Genomic DNA, 14784 nt, shown 5'->3' on the forward strand with positions numbered 1-14784 from the left:
GCGTTTTGTGCAAAAACTGTACTCTGTTGCCAAAAGTACGGCCAGCTTGCTCACATTCCCAAGGTTAAGCGGGATTTAAGGGACATTGCCCAGGATTTGCATATTCTGGTTAACTTGAACACCGATTCTGGTCTGCTCCCCCCCCCCCCGACACCTTACGTATTGGCGAGCCTGATTTTTAGACCAGGTGTTCATTTGCTTCCAGTTTTCCTATTTTCTCCCGCAGGGATTCGCCCCTTGGATTCAATCGATGAACGTTGTGCATCAGGCTATCCAACTGGAAATGCTGCTGGTTCTGGACGACCTGCATGACACCGATTACCAGTTGGCGATGCGCATGATCGGTTTTCGCAATGTCCCCGTACACGACTCCCTTTACGTTAACTTCGCGATTCTCGAAACGATTATTCGCAACCGGTTTTAACTGCCCCCGCCGATGGCTGCTTATGAACACCCGATCCCCATGCTGTTAAGCACCTTCCTGAACGTCTTCTCCCTGCCAGCAGGCAACACAATCTGGCGGTCTCCCAACCTCTGGCACCATTTCGACAGGGTTTTGTCGTTGATGACGCACTCGGCTATCGCTTCGTTTTTACACGTGACAACCAGCGCCTCGCCCTTGATTTTCACCCCGTCAAGATTGGCTTTGGCCTGCTTCAACATCCCTTCGCAATCCTCCGGCAGGAAGGGCTGGTCATCCCTCGCCTGCAGAAACGCCGTCAACTCCTCAATACTGCCGCCAACCTGGAGCGTCTCCATGATTTTCATGCGGGAGAGTTTCCAGGCATTCTCCTTCTCATGGTCCGCATACAGCGTGATGAACTGTTGTTCCCACGGCGTTGGCGTCTTGCCAAAAACAATGCGCCCCTTGCGTTGCAGGGTAAGCGGGGTTTCAGCGGAATCCGTCTCTTCTGACTGGTAATCATCCGTCAGCCCCAGCACATACTCGCCCAACGGGGTGAGCCGGAGAAACTGCAAGCCATCATAGCGGCTCAGGCACTCCATCCCGCTATACCCCACATATTCCTCAAGCAGCGACTCTTCATCCAGGGGCGGCGCCATCACGACGTCGATGAGCCCCAGTGTGGCCGTATACTCCACCAGGAAACAACGCAGGTAGCGGGCTTCCAGGATATCCCAGCCAGCGTTATACAACTCCCCGTAGCTTGGTTCATGAATATACAGGTACCGGGTATCCGTGATCACCTGAAGCTTCGCCCCCGTGACGAGCAGGTGGTTCGAAAAGTCCCCAAACGCCACCCAGCCATTGCCCCGGCATTCTTTCAGGGCGGTGATAATGGCCTGTCGTCGGGTCACGACATCCGTAAAGTAGCGTTTGCCCTTCCCGGTTTGCCCCTTGATATTGTCAATACGGCGAAACTCGTCATGGAGACGATTTTTTACCCAATGATCCCAGATGGCCTTGATCGTCTCCGCAGGGTTGGCGCCGGTTTTCTTCGCGGGCACCAGCGTCGTCTTTGACTGTTTGCAAAACGGGCTGTTCCCGAGCAGCCTGAGCCAACCATAGGTCACCATGCATTCCATGCCGAACGAGCCCTCACAGGACGGTTCGGCATAATACTCATGGATATCCGCAGAGACCTTCCTCATGGTGGCAGAGGATGCGAGCCCGGTTTTTTCACTCACCTTGATCTGTTTATTCTGGAGCAGGATCAACAGTGCATGAAGCTCGGCGACCGCTTGACGCTGGCGCTCAAACACCTTGTGGTGTTCGGGCAAAGGCTCCGGGAGCGTACCTGCCTTAAGCTGATCGGCTTCAGGTTTGTCAATCAACTGCCGCAAATCCGTACACAGTGCATCCGGTATTTTTTCGGGTGTATAGCGCTCAGCCTGCGGATACCAAAAGACCTGGACTGCATCAGGCAACGCTTTGCGGGACCAGCCACAAAAACGGTCTGTCCTGATATTCTCCGGAAACCTGCCATATTTGGCGGTGAAACGTGACTGCTCGACCAGTCCGTTGTAGTTGTACACGGCTTCCCGAACCAGCGACTGTTCCAGATCGGTAAGGGTGCCCCAGTGGCGATTCAGTTCAACAGGGTCAGACAACCCCTGTGCCAGCGCGGTGGCCAGGTCCGCCTTGCGGGTCTGCTTCGGTTTGACACCAAAAAAAGCACAATAATTATTTTTCAGGGTTTCTACGGTTGCTGATGAAATCGCTTGATACAGGTCTGACATGGCGTTCCTCTGCGTTACTTCAGATAAGCGTTGACACCCAGTATGGGATAACCCCACCCGGCTGAAGCATGCCATTCAGCCGGACGTCAATAAGCCCGATGAATCATGGACGAAGTGCCCGGCTCGGGCACCGAACCTGCGTACATTGCTACAGGATGCACATGCTCAACGGTGCCGAACGGCTCCACCGCCCCCGTTCATCCGTGTCGGCAAATGCCGGGCCAGCACACCGATGGCCAGTAACACCACGAACAACCCCGCATTGGCGGGTATCTGCAGATTGAAATCCACGGCCGAATGAATCAGCAGGGCCACAACCCCCATGGCGGAGCCAAAGCCCATACCGATGTATAGCCGGTTGCGCCGTTCCTGCATGGCCCGAACGGCCTGCCACAATCCGAATACCACAGAAAATGCCAGCAACAAAAACGCCGGAATACCAAATTCCAGGGGAAACTGCAGGTAATCGTTATGGGCCAGGTCGAAGAAGCCGCGCCAGGTGCCATCGTGGTAGGCGGGTAATGTGGTATAAAAGGTACCTGCACCGGAACCGGTCAGGGCAAAATCCCCGATAATCTCCAGCGACACCGGGTTGACATCGGCCCGCAACTCCTTGTCCATGCGGGTCTGCTCAATACGCTCAACCACCTTCTCCAGCCCGAACCACTGACTGACGATCACCGTATCAATCACAATGATGCTGAGAAAGAGCACAATCATGCCGCGGGACAGTTTTTTCCGGCAAATGGCATACAGGCATCCTGTCACCAGCAGGCTGGAAAAGAACGCCGTATTCCCCATCCGGGATCGCGACATCACCAGCCCGATCACCATGGCCGCCAGTATTGCCCGCAGCAGGACCTTGCTGCTCATCAGTGTCTTGAGGGTATTACGCAGCCATTCCAGGCGATCCCGGGCGCGATGCTCCTGTAACTGGGAGATCAGCAGACCGATGCCTATGGCCAGTGTCATTTCCAGTTGACCGGCAAAACTGTTCCGGTTGACAAACGTGCCCGTGGCCACACCCCGCCCGGCTTCCTTGGGCATGAAAAAGCTCCATTCCAGTCCGGACAGGGTACTGATGACACCGTAAAACGCCTGGAAAGCACCGCCTGTGACAATGGCCCAGGCCAGCCACTTCATGCGGTGCTGATCTGTCACCAGCAGCAGTGTCAGCGCAAACAGCAGCGTGTAGGCTAGGGTCAACAGTGCGTGGACACGGTTGGCAAATGCATCAAGGGAAAGGGGAATGTCCGGTGGCAACCACACCCCCAATGCTGATGCCGCACGGGCGTGCGCGTCATAAGCTACCGGTGAAAGCTGGGACACCCACCCGGCCGGTAACGGTATCGACTGGACCAGCAGCCAGACAGTCACCAGCGACAGCGCCAACAGCACCGGCCGCCCCCGGTTAAACCCTTCCGTGAGCGCAACCTTCCCGAAAGCAAGCCCCACCAGCCAGAGCCCGGCCAGCAGGCAGACCAGCAGCTGGAACAGCCCCATGGCCCATTCCGGCTTGCTGCCAAACGGCAATGGCAACCAGAGCAGGATCAGGAGAAGACAATAGAACAGGAAACGGCTGTATCGGGTATCGGTCATCAGGGTTCGCCACCAGGAATTTGCGGCGCCGATCATACCTGTTGCGGCCAGTTCCGAAAAGCGCCGGCTAGCCGTTAAGCACTTTCAACACGGCCTCCACCTGCTCCGCCAGTTGCTGGCACCGGGCGGTAATCAGCTCCTGGTCTTCCCCTTCGGTCATGATCCGCAGCACCGGCTCGGTACCGGAGGCGCGCAAAAGTACACGACCACTGCCACCCAGTTCTTGTTCACACGCTTCCACAGCGCGGGTGATGGCGGGTATTTTGCTGACATCCCGGCGCTCGCTCATACGCAGGTTGATCATGTGCTGGGGATACTTCCGCATGCCTGCCTTGAGGGTCTTGAGGGTTTCACCGCTGTCGAGCATGGCGTCCAGCACCTGCAGGGCCGCGACAATGCCATCTCCCGTTGTAGAAACCCGTCGACAGATCAGGTGCCCGGAAGACTCACCGCCCAGGTGCCAGCCGTGCTGCAACAACTGTTCGATCACGTACCGGTCACCGACCTTGGCCCGCACAAACGGGATCTCCCGCTCCGCCAGCGCATGCTCAAGTCCCAGGTTGGACATCACGGTGCCCACCACGCCGCCGTAAAGCCGCCCCTGTTGCTGTTCATGGCAGGCCAGGATGTAAAGGAGCTCATCCCCGTCCAGCGGCTGGCCTTCATGGTCGACCATGATCAACCGGTCGCCGTCGCCATCAAAGGCGATACCGAGGTCGGCCTGCTCCAGCACCACCCGACGCTGCAGGGCCTCGATAGCGGTGGAACCCACATCCCGGTTGATATTGAGCCCGTCAGGCGAGTTTCCGATGGTGATCACCGTGGCGCCCAACTCCTCAAACACGGCGGGGCCAACGTGGTAACAGGCGCCGTTGGCGGCATCGACCACCACGGTCAGGCCACGCAGGTCCAGCCGGGGCGAAACCGTGGACTTGNTTCTCAGGGGCAACACAGGTGAACGGGCTTTCCAGCATCGCCTCAATGGCCTGCTCGGTGGCATCGGGGAGTTTCAGCCCCTGGCCGCTGAAGAACTTGATGCCGTTATCCGGATAGGGGTTGTGCGAGGCGCTAATGACAATCCCCGCGCTGGCGTTGTAGGTGCGGGTGAGGTAAGCCACTGCCGGAGTCGGCATGGGGCCGAGCAGGTAGACATCCATGCCCGCCGCCGACAGCCCCGCCTCCAGGGCGGATTCAAACATATACCCGGATATTCGTGTGTCCTTGCCAATCAGCACACAGCCCTGGCCTTCCGCATTGAGCACCTGCCCTGCGGCCCAGCCCAGCTTGAGGACAAAGTCCGGCGTAACCGGAAATTCACCCACACGGCCACGGATACCATCCGTACCAAAATAGTTTCGAGACATTGCAACACCTATTACGATTGACGGGCTCCACCTGAGCGGATGACCGCTCTACCCGCCCTTGCAAATTCAAACAACAGGGTGCCGGCCACACTGGCGGCCAGGTCATCCAGGTGGAACTCCCGGGTGGGCGTCAGCGTCTGAACCAATTCGACGCCCAACGCCAGCAGCACCATCACAGTGATACGGCGTGTGGCAGACCATGCCGGGAAGGATTGCCAGACCAGTGCCGTCAACAACAGGAACGCGGCAACATGCCGAAGCTTGTCACTAACCCCAGCGAATGGCTGCCATGGCGAAAATGTCGCGATCCAGCCGATGACGGCCAGCGCCACCAGCAACAGGCAACGGGCGACCACTACGCGCTTTCCGACCATTAACAGCTGCCCACCAGGGCGTTGATCAGACATTCCACCCACTCAACCGGCCCGGTAAAAATGGTCATAGCAGTAGTTGGTGGCCTCAATGAAACCTTCCACACTGCCGCAGTCAAACCGAGTGCCCTTGAACTTGTAGGCCAGCACACACCCTTCTTTCGCCTGCTTGAGCAGTGCATCGGTAATCTGGATCTCACCGCCCTTGCCGGGTTCGGTATCGGCGATCAGATCAAAGATATCCGGCGTGAGGATATAGCGGCCGATGATGGCCAGGTTGGACGGTGCATCCTCTTTCGCCGGTTTTTCCACCATATCGGTGACCCGCAGGATATCGTCCCGAATCATGTCTCCGGCGATCACACCGTACTTGTGCACCTGGTCTTCCGGAACTTCCTGCACCGCGACAATGGAGCAGCGGAACTGGCGGTACAGCTGCTGCGCCATCTGGGCCAGCACGCCGGGGCCTTCCGGGTTGACGCAGAGGTCATCGGCCAGCACCACGGCAAAGGGCTGGTCTCCCACCAGGGTTTTTCCGGTGAGGATGGCGTGGCCGAGACCTTTCATCTCGGTCTGACGGGTGTAGGAAAAGGTGCAGGTGTGCATCAGATCGCGGATATGGCCGAGCATCGCCTCCTTGCCGGTACCGCTGATCTGGTGCTCCAGCTCATAGTTGGTATCGAAGTGGTCTTCCAGCGACCGCTTGCCACGGCCCGTCACCATGCAGATTTCGTTCATGCCGGCCTCGACCGCCTCATCGACGCCATACTCTATCAGCGGTTTGTTCACCACCGGCATCATCTCTTTCGGCATGGACTTGGTGGCGGGCAGGAAACGGGTGCCGTAACCGGCAGCAGGGAAAAGGCATTTCTTGATCATGGATGGGATATCTACAGGTTGAGGGAAGTCATTAAACGAAAAGAGGCCGACCCGGTTACCGCCCGTGCCGACCTCTTTGAACAGAATGATTATCTCTGAATTCGGCCGTCCGGTCAGCCCCGGATCAGCGCCAGCAGCTCTTCAGTCTTCTCATGCATCAGGAACACATCACCGCGGGTTTCCACATTCAGACGGATCACCGGCTCCGTGTTGGACATACGCAGGTTGAAACGCCACTGGCCCATGTCCACGGAGATGCCGTCGGTAAAGTCCACCGGCAGCGCATCGTTACCATAAACGGACAGCACCTTGTCGATCACCACCTGCGGGTCCGCCACCTGGCTGTTGATTTCACCGGGGGACGGAAATTTGGCAATCCGCTCTTCGACCAGCTGCGAGAGCTTTTGGCCCTTGCGGGACATCAGCTCCGCCACCAGCAGCCAGGGGATCATGCCGGAATCACAGTAGGCGAAATCCCGGAAATAGTGGTGGGCGCTCATCTCTCCGCCGTAGACAGCGTCTTCCTTGCGCATCCGTTCCTTGATGAAGGCATGGCCGGTCTTACACAGCACCGGCTCGCCCCCTGCGGCGGTGACCTGGTCTATGGTGTTCCAGGTCAGCCGTGGGTCGTGAATAATCTTTGCACCCGGGTTATGGGCCAGGAAGGCTTCGCCCAGCAGGCCGACGATGTAGTAACCCTCGATGAAGGCGCCGGTTTCATCAAACAGGAAGCAGCGATCAAAATCGCCATCCCAGGCGATACCCATGTCCGCCTGATGTTCGACGACAGCTTCGGCGGTCGCCGCACGACACTCCGGCAGGATGGGGTTGGGAATACCGTGGGGGAAGTGACCGTCCGGCTCATGGTTCACCTTCACAAACTCCACCGGCACGCCGCCTGCCTTGAAGCGTGCTTCAATAGCGTCGACAACATGCCCCGCCGCCCCGTTGCCGGCATTGACCACCAGCTTCAGGGGCTTGAGCGCATCCGGCCGGATGTAACCAAGGAGATGGCTGACGTAATCCTGCAGGGTATCCACCGTTTCATAGCCGCCCCGCTGTTCTACCGGCGCAAAGTCCGCCTGCTCCGCCAGCCGCCGGATATCGTGCAGACCGGTATCGCCGCTGATGGGCTCAGCGCCCTTACGCACCAGCTTCATGCCGTTGTAATCCATGGGGTTGTGGCTGGCGGTCACCTCGATGCCGCCATCGACACCGAGATGGAAGGTGGCAAAGTACACTTCCTCGGTACCCACCATGCCGAGATCCTTCACGTTCACCCCTGCATCGCGCAGCCCTTCAGTCACGGCTTGCTTGAGGGATTCACTGGTCAGGCGGACATCGCCGCCAATCACCACGGACTCCGGTTTCAGGTATTCACCATAGGCCCGGCCAATGCGGTAGGCGATGGTTTCATTGAGTTCATCAGGCATGCGGCCACGGATATCGTAGGCCTTGAAGCAGGTAAGATTCATCATGAAGTAGTTAATCAAAATAATGTTGGAAAGATTCGAGTCTATAGAAAGGCAATATGGAAACGCACATGCGCATTGGAAAGCACGCATTTCATAGTGGAGATGACTTTTGTGGCTGCCCCTTGAGCGGTGGTCTAATCTGGTTCAGCCCTCTATCTATTCGCTGGGAGCCACAACAGCATGTCAGACCTGTTCAGTGAACTGAAACGCATTGGTATTGATGAAAAGACAGCGCACCATGTCGCCATGTCTCTCAACCCTGATTACCTCGCCACCAAACAAGACCTTCTGGTGATGCAGGAAACCATCATGCAGGTTCAGTTAAAAACCGAACAGGCCTTCAACCGGCTGGACAATAAAATCGACAAGGTAGACGCCAAGGTTGATAAGGTAGATGCAGGGCTGACCAAGGAAATTGCCGCTGTACGCACCGAGATGCATGGCCTGAGCCGCCAATTCTGGATCACCTTTGGCGGACTCATCACAACCATCCTTACCGTATTCCTGACAAACTGGTACTTCCACTCATTGGGGTAGCGACCCGATCCAGTTATCAAGCGCGCCCGTAGGTATCCTCAAAACGGACGATATCATCCTCTCCCAGGTACCCGCCGCTCTGCACCTCGATGAGTTCAAGATCAAACTTGCCGGGGTTTTCCAGCCGGTGCACCACGCCAATCGGTATATAGGTGGACTGGTTTTCCGTCAGCAGAATTTCCTGATCACCATTGGTCACCAGTGCCGTTCCCTTTACCACAATCCAATGCTCTGCCCGGTGATAGTGTTTCTGCAGGGAAAGCTGCGCCCCAGGCTTCACGGTAATGCGTTTGACCTGGTAACGCTCACCGGCATCAATGGAATCATAACTGCCCCAGGGACGATAAACCTTGCGGTGCAGTTTCGCCTCCGTGCGCCCTTCCGCCTTAATGCGCTCGACAATTTTCTTAACGTCCTGCACACGATCTTTGGAAGCAATCAGAATGGCGTCGTCACTTTCGGTAATGACCAAATCTTCCACGCCGACAGTGGCGACCAGTTTTTTCTCACTGCGAATATAGGTGTTACGGGTATCGTGCAACATGGCATCACCCTGCACCGCATTACCCTGGGCGTCCTTTTCGGCAATATCCCAGAGTGATGACCAGGAACCGACATCGGACCAACCGGCATCCAGCGGAATGACAACCGCATCCTGCGTTTTTTCCATCACGGCATAGTCGATGGAATCATCCGGGCAGGCTTTGAAAGCCGCTTCATTAAGACGAACAAAATCCATATCCGGGTGTTCTACGGCAATAGCCTGTTCGCAGGCCGTCAGGATATCTGGCCGGAACTGCCATAACTCCTCCAGATACCGGGACGCGTTGAACATAAACATACCGGAGTTCCAGAAATAATTGCCTGATGCAAGATACTGTTCTGCCGTGGCACGATCTGGTTTCTCAACGAATTGCTCTACCGGCAGTGGCGTCAGAGCACCTTCTGGCGTTTTACAGCTTTTGATGTAGCCATAACCGGTTTCGGGATGGGTCGGCACAATACCAAAGGTGACCAGCTTACCATCCCGCGCCGCAGGCATTGCCGCTTCAATGGCGCGATGAAAAGCGGCTTCATCCTGAATCACATGGTCAGCGGCCAAAACCAACAACAAGGCATCACCTTGTGCCTTTATGCGACCGCCAGGAATGGCGGAAGTGCCGGTGTTGTCGGGAACATTCACCGGCTCTTTGTGGTTCAACGCTTTTAAGGCTGCCAGCGCCACCGCCGGTGCAGTATTGCGCCCGACCGGTTCAAGAATGATAGCCTCCGCCTCACGACCCATCTGGCGGAGTTGTTCCGCTACCAGGAAGCGATGATCTTCATTCGCAATCAAGAGAGGTTTGCCGATATCTGCCAGCCCATCCAGCCGTGCGATGGTGTTCTGCAACATACTCCGTTCATTCACCAGCGGCAGGAACTGCTTGGGATACAGGGAACGGGATTGAGGCCAGAGGCGGCTGCCAGAGCCGCCAGACATAATTACGGGTAGTAAATTCATAGTTTTTTTGAACCACAAAGACACCAAGGCACAAAGAAGAGCAAAAGTTTTTTGATCAAAGCACTTACCCAAAAAGCTTTTCATCTTTTCCTTCGTGACTTTGTGCCTTTGTGGTGTTGCCTTATAAAAAATAATCTTTGGTATGCTGGTGAACCTGGTCAGACGCCAGCAACTCAACCACCGAAAACCAGCGGTAATCGTGGTGCTGCTCCTGCGGGAGGCTGGTGCTGTCCAGAGTCAATTCAACTTCGTACCCCAGCACCACGTAATGCGTACTGAAGGTTTCACCGGAAAAATTGTCGCTGTAGAAATGCTGGTATGGCCCGAGGAAACGGGCATCCGTCAGTGCAAGCCGGACTCCCAGTTCACCTTCGGTCAAACGGCCAAACGCCGCTGCAAAGGATTCATCCTTACGAATACGCCCACCGGGCACAAACCAGAACCCTTTAGCCGGTCGGTTAGTGCGCAAACCGAGCAATACCTTCCTTTCGGTATTACGCACGATCAAATCCAGGGAGACCAGTGGTGTTGAGGCCACCACCGTCTTGAACGTTTCCAGTTCCAACATGCTCATTAGCCTTTAACCACAAAGACACAGAGGCACAAAGAAGCGCAAAAGCTTATTGGTTTTTGCTTTGTGTCTTTGTGCCTTTGTGGTTCACAAAAAATCACACCGACCGTAATGCTGCGGCGTGTTCGAGGAACCATGCGTAAGTCGACGCCAGGCCATCCGACAAGGTAATAGAAGCTTTCCAGCCCAGCGATTCCAACCGGGAAACATCCAGCAACTTGCGCGGCGTGCCATCCGGCTTTGCGGTATCAAACACAATCTCCCCATCAAAGCCGACCACCCGCTTCATGGTTTCCGCCAGCTCTAGAATGGTGCAATCCAGCCCTGTACCTACATTGATGTGGGACATCATTGGCTCAACGTGTTGGGTATAGATGCTTTGATCGAGATTCATCACATGAATACAGGCAGCAGCCATATCATCCACATGGAGAAACTCCCGCATTGGGTTACCGGTTCCCCAGACCACCACTTCTTTATCGCCACGAAGCTTCGCTTCATGGAACCTACGCATCATGGCCGGGATGACATGGCTGTTTTCGGGATGAAAGTTATCATTTTCGCCGTAAAGGTTGGTGGGCATCACTGAACGGTAATCCACACCGTATTGGCGGTTATAGGATTCACACAATTTGATACCGGCAATCTTGGCAATGGCATAAGGCTCATTGGTGGGTTCGAGGTGCCCATTCAGCAACTCACTCTCCACCATTGGCTGTTGCGCCAGCTTGGGGTAAATACAGCTGGAACCCAGAAACAGCAACTGCTGCACGCCAGCCGCATACGCCTGATGGATGATGTTGCATTCCATCATCAGGTTTTCATAAATAAACTCAGCGGGATAGGCATTATTGGCGTGAATACCGCCCACCTTCGCTGCCGCCAGGTAGACCTGATCAATCTTTTCAGACTGAAAAAATTCACGCACTGAAACCTGATCAGTAAGATCCAGTTCATCACGGGTTCGGGCAATAATTTCTACGCCCGGCTGTGTCTGCAACTGTCTTGCAATGGCAGAACCGACCATCCCTAGATGACCTGCTATAAATACTCTCGGCATTTTTTTAACCACGAAGGCACGAAGCCACAAAGTTTTCTTTTTGTTGGTTCGGCCATTTTTAGATTGAACACTATGAATGAAAGGGCTGATCAGTTATCTGGGCTTATTATTGGCGCTGCTATTGAGGTACATCGCTGCCTTGGGCCTGGTTTGCTGGAATCAGCCTATGAGAAAGCGTTGGTATTTGAGCTCCAGAAAAAAGGACTGCAAGTTCGAACCCAGGAGGCTGTCCCTGTTATCTACAAAGGTCATGATCTCCAATGTAACTACAGGCTGGATCTATTAGTAGAAGGCCTTGTTATCATCGAGCTTAAAAGCGTCGAAAAGCTGCTTCCGATCCACAAAGCCCAGGTCATCACCTATCTCAAACTCAAAAGACTCTGGCTTGGCCTGCTGATCAACTTCAATGTCCCTGTACTCAAACAAGGCATCATCCGGGTAGTAAACTGAAAAACCCAGATTTATAACCACAAAGCCACAAAGCCACAAAGCCACAAAGGAAAAGACTCAAAACTCTTCAGCTAAGAGCTCTTATTAAAAAGCTTTTTGCCCTTCTTTGTGCCTTGGTGCCTTTGTGGTTCAAAAGCCTTATTCGCGCGCCACTTTCACATCGTACCCATGCGCTTTCAGCAGGGCATGCTGCTTGGCCTTGGCGAGGTCATACTCCACCATTTCAGACACCATTTCCTGCAATGAGGTCGTGGGCTCCCAGCCGAGCTTGGCCTTGGCGTTGGAGGGATCACCCAGCAGTGTTTCCACTTCCGCCGGGCGGAAATAGCGCGGGTCCACAGCAACAATCTTCTGACCAACTTTCAGGGCCGGGGCATTATCGCCCTCAATGGCCACCACGTAGCCACACTCATCAACGCCCTCACCTTCCCACTTCAGGGTAATGCCAAGGGCTTTGGCACTGAATTCCACAAACTGGCGAACGGAATACTGCACACCGGTAGCGATGACAAAATCTTCCGGTTGTTCCTGCTGTAGCATCAGCCACTGCATCTCAACATAGTCGCGAGCATGACCCCAGTCACGCAGGGCATCCATATTACCAAGGTATAGGCACTCATCCAGTCCCTGGGCAATGTTTGACAAACCACGGGTAATTTTACGGGTAACAAAAGTTTCACCACGGCGGGGGGACTCATGGTTAAACAGAATACCGTTACAGGCGTACATACCATACGATTCCCTATAGTTCACGGTAATCCAGTAGGCGTACATTTTAGCCACGGCATAGGGAGAGCGCGGATAAAACGGTGTCGTTTCCTTCTGAGGGATTTCCTGCACCAGTCCATACAGCTCAGACGTTGAAGCCTGATAGAAACGGGTTTTCTTCTCAAGCCCTAAAAAGCGGATCGCTTCCAACAGACGCAGAGTACCCAAGGCATCCACATCAGCGGTATATTCTGGCGCTTCAAAAGACACGGCTACGTGGGATTGTGCCGCAAGGTTATATACTTCATCCGGCTGAACTTCGCTGATAATACGGGTCAGGTTGGAGCTATCGCTAAGGTCGCCGTAGTGCAGTTTAAAATGCTGGTTTTTGGTGTGTGGGTCTTCATAGATATGATCCACTCGCTCGGTATTAAATAGTGAAGCTCTGCGTTTGATACCATGAACTTCATAGCCTTTCTTTAAAAGAAATTCAGCTAGGTAGGAACCATCTTGTCCTGTAACACCTGTAATAAGTGCGGTTTTATTTCTCATTACTTTACCTTATACAAGTAACTAAAGATTCAAAGGAAATCATGTCAAATAAGCAAAATACAAGCTAAAAATGCTCTGACATATAAACATAAGATTTAGCCACAAATTAACCATAATAGAAATTGATAGAACAATTATTTATCTGAAAGTCAAGTCATAAGAATATTCTTTTGCCTTCATTTCAGTATAAATCTCATATCTCTTAATCATCATAATAAATACTGACTCAGGCGTATCATTTAATCATTCGCAAAAGACTGTCTCGCAATTTATCACCAAAAACCTTATACAAAAGCCAGTTCAATAAAATTTTAACGTCATACCTTGTGATGCCACTAAGCTTATAAAACCTTCTTATTCTCATCAATTCTTTTAATCGTAATAATGATAGTTTTGGTGAAGAACTAACTCCGCCACTTGAAAAAAACACAAGAGGGTCAGAAGCAATGCATGCAATTTCTTTTCTATGAGTAATCACTCTAGCAAAAAACTCATAGTCGCCAGCAATTCTATAACTTGTATCAAAACCACCAAACTCTTCAAACAGCCTGCGATTATGAAATGTAGAAGGATGAGGTAAAGACATGTGAAAACTAGATTCTTTAATAATTTGATTCTTATTTCTAGAAACTAGAATATCTCCTTCAACTGTCTCTACACGAACTGGGCAAACGATAAAATCTAAATACTCATGAGCATCCAAGATGGATACGATTTTTTTAATATCACATAAAAGATATTGATCATCGCCTCCAAAGAATAAAATCCATTCGCCTTGTGCATGCCTTAATGCTTTATTCCAAGCATCATATATACCTTTATCTTGTTCTGAAAACATCTTCCAATTAATAACATGAGGGATTTTTTCAATTATTGATAAGGTTTTGTCAGAACTAGCACCATCTTGAATGATAACTTCAACTGATTCTGCAATATCAGCGAAAACAACATCTATAGATTGCAGAGCACGAGCAATTGTTTTCTCACAATTAAACACTGCTAAAACTATGGAAATTCTTTTTAACATAGGGGAAATAATGATTTGATCACCATCAAAATTCATATTGGAGATTAATATGCCAGCCGACTATTGTTAGCCATTTTGGCTCATGTACTTAAAAAATACTAGGAGCCTGTCGGACTTAGCTGATCGTAGCGAGAAAAAGTCCGGTTTGAGACAGTTTTAATGCTGCTTTGAAGAGAATAGCGGAGCTATTTGACGAAAAACAGCATAAAAAATGGCCAAATCGAGCTTTTTCGCAGTAGGTCAGTGCTAAGTCCGACAGGCTACTAGCCAACTACAGCCAAATCGATCTACATTCAGGGAAAACGCATGAACCCCCTTGCGATGACTGAGTTCAATGCAGATTGCGATCTGCTGAAAACAGGTTAACCCTCTCATTAACTTTGTGGTTTTATACGTCGTGAGACGAACAATGAGCCACACCAGAAATGAATGCATTTGGTTTGATTGAGCACTTTTCCAATCTTCAGGACTTCCGCCAGCCGTGGAAAGTT

General features: G+C 52.9%; 13 protein-coding genes and 1 pseudogene. 3 read left to right on the top strand and 11 right to left on the bottom strand.

Annotated elements, in window-relative coordinates:
- Positions 1-250 precede the first annotated feature (250 nt).
- Positions 251-424, top strand: coding sequence for a hypothetical protein (locus ABD892_RS07470; RefSeq protein ID WP_345194836.1), 174 nt, complete (start codon positions 251-253; stop codon positions 422-424).
- 20 nt (positions 425-444) lie between these two features.
- Here ABD892_RS07470 and ABD892_RS07475 read toward each other — a convergent pair whose 3' ends face one another.
- The 6 genes and pseudogenes from ABD892_RS07475 to ABD892_RS07500 all read right to left on the bottom strand — a co-directional run bounded on the left by ABD892_RS07475 (position 445) and on the right by ABD892_RS07500 (position 7890).
- Positions 445-2199, bottom strand: coding sequence for a hypothetical protein (locus tag ABD892_RS07475; protein ID WP_345194837.1), 1755 nt, complete (start codon positions 2197-2199; stop codon positions 445-447).
- A 165-nt stretch (positions 2200-2364) separates the two neighbouring features.
- Positions 2365-3834: an O-antigen ligase family protein gene (locus tag ABD892_RS07480; protein WP_345194838.1), complete on the bottom strand. Its 1470-nt coding sequence runs from the start codon at positions 3832-3834 to the stop codon at positions 2365-2367.
- Positions 3835-3865: 31 nt separating this feature from the next.
- A pseudogene (gene glmM / locus ABD892_RS07485) lies at positions 3866-5162 on the bottom strand (phosphoglucosamine mutase).
- 11 nt (positions 5163-5173) lie between these two features.
- Positions 5174-5569, bottom strand: coding sequence for a VanZ family protein (locus ABD892_RS07490; protein ID WP_345194840.1), 396 nt, complete (start codon positions 5567-5569; stop codon positions 5174-5176).
- A gap of 9 nt (positions 5570-5578) precedes the next feature.
- Positions 5579-6412, bottom strand: coding sequence for a UTP--glucose-1-phosphate uridylyltransferase GalU (gene galU / locus ABD892_RS07495; RefSeq protein ID WP_345194841.1), 834 nt, complete (start codon positions 6410-6412; stop codon positions 5579-5581).
- A 113-nt stretch (positions 6413-6525) separates the two neighbouring features.
- Positions 6526-7890: a phosphohexomutase domain-containing protein gene (locus tag ABD892_RS07500; RefSeq protein WP_345194843.1), complete on the bottom strand. Its 1365-nt coding sequence runs from the start codon at positions 7888-7890 to the stop codon at positions 6526-6528.
- A 177-nt stretch (positions 7891-8067) separates the two neighbouring features.
- Here ABD892_RS07500 and ABD892_RS07505 point away from each other — a divergent pair, with 177 nt between their 5' ends.
- A complete protein-coding gene (locus ABD892_RS07505) occupies positions 8068-8424 on the top strand; it encodes a hypothetical protein (RefSeq protein WP_345194844.1) in 357 nt (118 codons plus the stop codon).
- A gap of 16 nt (positions 8425-8440) precedes the next feature.
- Here ABD892_RS07505 and ABD892_RS07510 read toward each other — a convergent pair whose 3' ends face one another.
- The 3 genes from ABD892_RS07510 to fcl form a co-directional block, all read right to left on the bottom strand.
- Positions 8441-9925 carry a mannose-1-phosphate guanylyltransferase/mannose-6-phosphate isomerase gene (locus tag ABD892_RS07510; RefSeq protein ID WP_345194846.1) on the bottom strand — a complete coding sequence of 495 codons (1485 nt, stop codon included), beginning with the start codon at positions 9923-9925 and terminating at the stop codon, positions 8441-8443.
- A 121-nt stretch (positions 9926-10046) separates the two neighbouring features.
- The gene (locus tag ABD892_RS07515) at positions 10047-10493 is read right to left on the bottom strand and encodes a GDP-mannose mannosyl hydrolase (RefSeq protein ID WP_345194847.1); all 447 of its coding nucleotides are present in this window, start codon (positions 10491-10493) and stop codon (positions 10047-10049) included.
- A 100-nt stretch (positions 10494-10593) separates the two neighbouring features.
- Complete coding sequence (gene fcl / locus ABD892_RS07520; RefSeq protein ID WP_345194848.1) at positions 10594-11523, bottom strand: GDP-L-fucose synthase; 930 nt, start codon at positions 11521-11523, stop codon at positions 10594-10596.
- A gap of 6 nt (positions 11524-11529) precedes the next feature.
- Between fcl and ABD892_RS07525 the strand changes: the two genes are divergently transcribed.
- Positions 11530-12006, top strand: a complete 477-nt coding sequence (locus ABD892_RS07525) for a GxxExxY protein (protein WP_345194849.1) — start codon at positions 11530-11532, stop codon at positions 12004-12006.
- Between the two features lie 138 nt (positions 12007-12144).
- On the opposite strand, the gene gmd is transcribed toward ABD892_RS07525, so the two are convergent.
- Together gmd and ABD892_RS07535 are read right to left on the bottom strand one after the other, a co-directional pair.
- Entirely contained in the window at positions 12145-13266 is a 1122-nt protein-coding gene (gene gmd, locus ABD892_RS07530) for a GDP-mannose 4,6-dehydratase (protein WP_345194850.1), read from the bottom strand.
- 235 nt (positions 13267-13501) lie between these two features.
- On the bottom strand, positions 13502-14329 hold the full coding sequence (locus tag ABD892_RS07535) for a glycosyltransferase (protein WP_345194851.1): 828 nt from the start codon (positions 14327-14329) through the stop codon (positions 13502-13504).
- Between the last annotated feature and the right edge of the window lie 455 nt (positions 14330-14784).

It is taken from the genome of Kistimonas scapharcae, assembly GCF_039540975.1.
GTDB classification, from domain to species: domain Bacteria; phylum Pseudomonadota; class Gammaproteobacteria; order Pseudomonadales; family Endozoicomonadaceae; genus Kistimonas; species Kistimonas scapharcae.

What these genes read in the sequence shown, in the direction of transcription:
- ABD892_RS07470 (WP_345194836.1), top strand. Translation starts at nt 251, where the DNA reads ATGAACGTTGTGCATCAGGCTATCCAACTGGAAATGCTGCTGGTTCTG.
- ABD892_RS07475 (WP_345194837.1), bottom strand. Translation starts at nt 2,199, where the DNA reads ATGTCAGACCTGTATCAAGCGATTTCATCAGCAACCGTAGAAACCCTG.
- ABD892_RS07480 (WP_345194838.1), bottom strand. Translation starts at nt 3,834, where the DNA reads ATGATCGGCGCCGCAAATTCCTGGTGGCGAACCCTGATGACCGATACC.
- ABD892_RS07490 (WP_345194840.1), bottom strand. Translation starts at nt 5,569, where the DNA reads ATGTCTGATCAACGCCCTGGTGGGCAGCTGTTAATGGTCGGAAAGCGC.
- galU (WP_345194841.1), bottom strand. Translation starts at nt 6,412, where the DNA reads ATGATCAAGAAATGCCTTTTCCCTGCTGCCGGTTACGGCACCCGTTTC.
- ABD892_RS07500 (WP_345194843.1), bottom strand. Translation starts at nt 7,890, where the DNA reads ATGATGAATCTTACCTGCTTCAAGGCCTACGATATCCGTGGCCGCATG.
- ABD892_RS07505 (WP_345194844.1), top strand. Translation starts at nt 8,068, where the DNA reads ATGTCAGACCTGTTCAGTGAACTGAAACGCATTGGTATTGATGAAAAG.
- ABD892_RS07510 (WP_345194846.1), bottom strand. Translation starts at nt 9,925, where the DNA reads ATGAATTTACTACCCGTAATTATGTCTGGCGGCTCTGGCAGCCGCCTC.
- ABD892_RS07515 (WP_345194847.1), bottom strand. Translation starts at nt 10,493, where the DNA reads ATGTTGGAACTGGAAACGTTCAAGACGGTGGTGGCCTCAACACCACTG.
- fcl (WP_345194848.1), bottom strand. Translation starts at nt 11,523, where the DNA reads ATGGTCGGTTCTGCCATTGCAAGACAGTTGCAGACACAGCCGGGCGTA.
- ABD892_RS07525 (WP_345194849.1), top strand. Translation starts at nt 11,530, where the DNA reads ATGACCTGCTATAAATACTCTCGGCATTTTTTTAACCACGAAGGCACG.
- gmd (WP_345194850.1), bottom strand. Translation starts at nt 13,266, where the DNA reads ATGAGAAATAAAACCGCACTTATTACAGGTGTTACAGGACAAGATGGT.
- ABD892_RS07535 (WP_345194851.1), bottom strand. Translation starts at nt 14,329, where the DNA reads ATGAATTTTGATGGTGATCAAATCATTATTTCCCCTATGTTAAAAAGA.